The sequence below is a fragment of the Streptomyces sparsus genome (assembly GCF_054776295.1).
Genome location: NZ_BAAHCA010000508.1, coordinates 1 through 3,531, shown reverse-complemented (window position 1 = coordinate 3,531; position 3,531 = coordinate 1). Strand labels below are relative to the sequence as shown.

The 3,531-nt window shown below is 72.4% G+C and carries 5 protein-coding genes; 4 read left to right on the top strand and 1 reads right to left on the bottom strand.

Features of this window, described 5'->3' with window-relative positions; all coding sequences use genetic code 11:
* Both ACYVE9_RS19345 and ACYVE9_RS19340 read left to right on the top strand, forming a co-directional pair.
* The coding region (locus ACYVE9_RS19345) for an SDR family NAD(P)-dependent oxidoreductase (protein ID WP_461029144.1) at positions 1-685 on the top strand (685 nt) is incomplete at its 5' end.
* Entirely contained in the window at positions 664-1,743 is a 1,080-nt protein-coding gene (locus ACYVE9_RS19340) for a threonine aldolase family protein (RefSeq protein ID WP_461029143.1), read from the top strand. The genes ACYVE9_RS19345 and ACYVE9_RS19340, both read left to right, overlap by 22 nt.
* Before the next feature lie 94 nt (positions 1,744-1,837).
* Here the strand turns inward: ACYVE9_RS19340 and ACYVE9_RS19335 are convergent, their stop codons facing one another.
* Positions 1,838-2,551: a lysophospholipid acyltransferase family protein gene (locus ACYVE9_RS19335; RefSeq protein ID WP_461029142.1), complete on the bottom strand. Its 714-nt coding sequence runs from the start codon at positions 2,549-2,551 to the stop codon at positions 1,838-1,840.
* Between the two features lie 236 nt (positions 2,552-2,787).
* Here ACYVE9_RS19335 and ACYVE9_RS19330 point away from each other — a divergent pair, with 236 nt between their 5' ends.
* On the top strand, positions 2,788-3,117 hold the full coding sequence (locus tag ACYVE9_RS19330; RefSeq protein ID WP_461029141.1) for a TlpA family protein disulfide reductase: 330 nt from the start codon (positions 2,788-2,790) through the stop codon (positions 3,115-3,117).
* 181 nt (positions 3,118-3,298) lie between these two features.
* Positions 3,299-3,531, top strand: a 233-nt coding sequence (locus ACYVE9_RS19325; RefSeq protein ID WP_461029145.1) for a flavin reductase family protein, incomplete at its 3' end; no start/stop codon positions are given.

Below are 3,531 nucleotides of genomic sequence, written 5' to 3'. Positions count from 1 at the left end.
CTCCGCCGCGCTGCTGCGCCTCGCGGAGGCGGGCGCCGTGGTGGTGGGGGCAGACGCCGACGTGGAACGGCTCGCCCAGGGCGTGGACGCCGCCCGCTTCGCGCACGGCGGTGCCACCGTCACCGGCGAGACCGTGGACCTGCTGGACCTGGACGCCACCCGCGCGTGGGCGGACCGCACCGAGCAGGAGTTCGGACGCATCGACGGCCTGGTCCACCTGGTGGGCGGCTGGCGCGGCTCGGCCACCTTCGCCGAGACCGACCTCGCCGACTGGGACCTGCTCGACAAGCTGCTCGTCCGTACCGTGCAGCACACCTCGCTGGCCTTCGAAGGCGCTCTCAAGCGCAGCGGCAACGGCCGCTTCCTGCTGGTCAGCGCGGCCGGGGCGAGCAAGCCCACTGCCGGCAACGCGGCGTACTCCGCCGCCAAGGCCGCCGCGGAGGCCTGGACGCTGGCGCTCGGTGACGCCTTCCGCAAGGCGGGGGCCGACAGCGGACCGCCGGCCGCGGCTGCGATCCTGGTCGTGAAGGCACTGGTGCACGACGCGATGCGGGCCGAGCGACCGCAGGCCAAGTTCGCCGGCTTCACCGACGTCACGGACCTCGCCGAGTCCGTCGTCGACACCTGGACGAGGCCCGCCGAGGAAGTGAACGGAAAACGCCTGTGGCTCACACCCCAACCGTGAGGACGGACGCCAAGCGCCGCCACGACCCCCGGGTCCGCGGATTCGCCAGCGACAACTACGCGGGCGCGCACCCGGAGGTGCTCGCCGCCATGGCCCTGGCCAACGACGGGCACCAGACCGCCTACGGAGGCGACGAGTACACCGAGCACCTGCAGCAGGTCGTCCGCCGGCACTTCGGCGCCCGCGCCCAGACCTTCCCGGTCTTCAACGGCACCGGTGCCAACGTCGTCGCGCTCCAGGCGCTGACCGACCGCTGGGGCGCGGTGATCACCGCGGAGTCCGCGCACATCAACGTCGACGAGTGCGGGGCGCCGGAGCGGGTCGGCGGGCTGAAGCTGCTGACCGTGCCCACCGAGGACGGCAAGCTCACCCCTGAGCTGATCGACCGCGAGGCACACGGCTGGGACGACGAGCACCGCGCCATGCCGCAGGTCGTGTCGATCACGCAGAACACCGAACTCGGCACCGTCTACACGCCCGAGGAGATCCGCGCGATCTGCGTGCACGCCCACGAGCGGGGCATGGCCGTCCACCTCGACGGCGCGCGGATAGCCAACGCGGCGGCCTCACTCGACGTGCCGATGCGGACCTTCACCAACGTGGCCGGGGTCGACGTGCTCTCCTTCGGCGGCACCAAGAACGGCGCCGTCTTCGGGGAGGCCGTCGTGGTGCTCGACCCGGACCGGGTGCGCGCCATGAAGCACCTGCGCAAGCTCTCCATGCAGCTCGCGTCGAAGATGCGCTTCGTGTCCGTGCAACTGGAGGCGCTGCTCGCCGGCGACCTGTGGCTGCGCAACGCCTCGCACGCCAACGCCATGGCCCGGCGCCTGGAGGCGGGCGTCCGCACCGTGCCGGGCGTCGAGATCCTGTACCCGGTGCAGGCCAACGCGGTGTTCGCACGGCTGCCCCGCGAGGTCTCCGAACGCCTCCAGAAGCGCTACCGCTTCTACTTCTGGGACGAGGCCGCGGGCGACGTCCGGTGGATGTGCTCCTTCGACACCACCGAGGAGGACGTGGACGGCTTCATCGCCGCTCTCCGCGAGGAGTCCGCGACCTGACCGCCTGACCGCCCATCGCGGCGCGGGGGGTCTGACGCGCCCACTGCGGAAGGGGGCCGCCTTCCCAGGCGGCCCCCTTCGCCGTGCTCGGAACTCAGGCGGTCTGCGCGGGCAGCGGCGCGGTGCCTCCCAGGTGGGCGGGCAGCCACCAGGAGTCCTCCGGGCCCGCGGGCTGCGCCGGGTAGGCGCGCTGTGCCGACTCCAGCAGCTCCTGCATGCGTCCCCGCAGCCGCTCCGTGACGCGGGCCGCCGTCTCACCCTCCTCCGGGTGCACCGGCTCGCCGACGCGGATGGTGATCGGGAAGTGGTTGCGTCCGAAGTCGCGCTTGCGGCCCTTGGTCCACACCCGCTGGGTGCCCCACAGCGCCACCGGCAGCAGCGGCACCCCGGCCTCCTGCGCCATGCGGGCCGCGCCGGTCTTGAAGGACTTCAGGGTGAACGACTGCGAGATCGTCGCCTCCGGGAAGACGCCGATGATCTCGCCCTCCCGCAGCGCGGTGACCGCGTGCTTGTAGGCGCCCATGCCGGCGGCCCGGTCCACGGGGATGTGCTTCATGGCCCGCATCAGCGGCCCCGACACCTTGTGGCGGAAGACGGACTCCTTCGCCATGAACCGCACCAGGCGCTTCGCGGGCCGCGCGGTGAGCCCGGCGAAGACGAAGTCCAGGTATCCGATGTGGTTGCTGACCAGGACCGCGCCCCCGCGCCGGGGGATGTGCTCGGTGCCGGCGATGTCGAAGCGCAGGTCCCAGACCTTGAACAGCGTCTTCGCTGCGCCGATGACGGGGGGATAGACGATCTCTGCCATGTCGGGGGACCCTTCGTGAGGCTGCCTGGGGAGGGTTCTCCCGGCGGTGCATGCCCTGAACCTACGTTGGCGTAACTTCGCTTGCCACCCTTGAGCCTAGGAGATACACGTCACGTCACCGCCGCCGGGTGTGCGCGACCGGGTACCGTGCGGCGCCGCCCGGGAATGCGGTCCGTCCCCGGGTTGCTGTACGCGTCACGGGGCGCACACCGGCCGACACGCGAGAGGACAGCACCGTGCAGGCACCGCAGGAGCAGCCGCGACTCACCGCCGAGGCGATCGGCGTCGAGCGTCTGGGCGGTCGCGCCACCCTGGTGCAGTTCTCCAGCGCCTTCTGCCAGCCTTGCCGGGCCACCCGGCGGGTCCTGCGCGACGTCGGTGAACTGGTCACCGGGGTGGTGCACGCGGAGATCGACGCGGAGTCCCGACTGGAACTCGTCCGCGCCCTGCGCATCGAGAGCACCCCGACGGTGCTGGTGCTGGACGCCGCCGGACGGATCGTACGGAGGGCCACCGGCCAGCCCCGGAAGGCGGACGTGATCGCCGCACTCGGCGCCGTGCGGTGAGAAGCGGTGGCGGAGTGCGGGGCGGTCGGAGTGCGGAGCGGGTACCGGAGATGCGGGAGAGGAGAACGCCCATGAGCCGGTCCAGCCGGTCCGGACAGGTCAGGGTCGCCGGATCCGAGGCCCGCTTGACGTGTGAGCGGACGCCTCGTCAGGGTGGCCTCATATGGCCGGGAACCAAGCGATGAGCCCGTCGGGCTCCCTCGCAGCCACGGAGAGCACCGACGCGGCGGACGCGGGCGGGGCGCTGCTGCGCGCCGTCTTCCGCCAGCACGCGGCCGGTGTGGCGGTGATCACGGCCGTCCGCCCCGACGGCCGCCCGGTCGGTTTCACCGCCACCTCGCTGACGTCGGTGGCCGCGAGCCTGCCCATGGTCTCCTTCGGGGTCGGCACCGGTTCGTCGAGCTGGCCCGCGCT

Excerpts from the sequence above, each read along its gene's own strand:
- ACYVE9_RS19335 (WP_461029142.1), bottom strand. The coding sequence starts at position 2,551 with ATGGCAGAGATCGTCTATCCCCCCGTCATCGGCGCAGCGAAGACGCTG.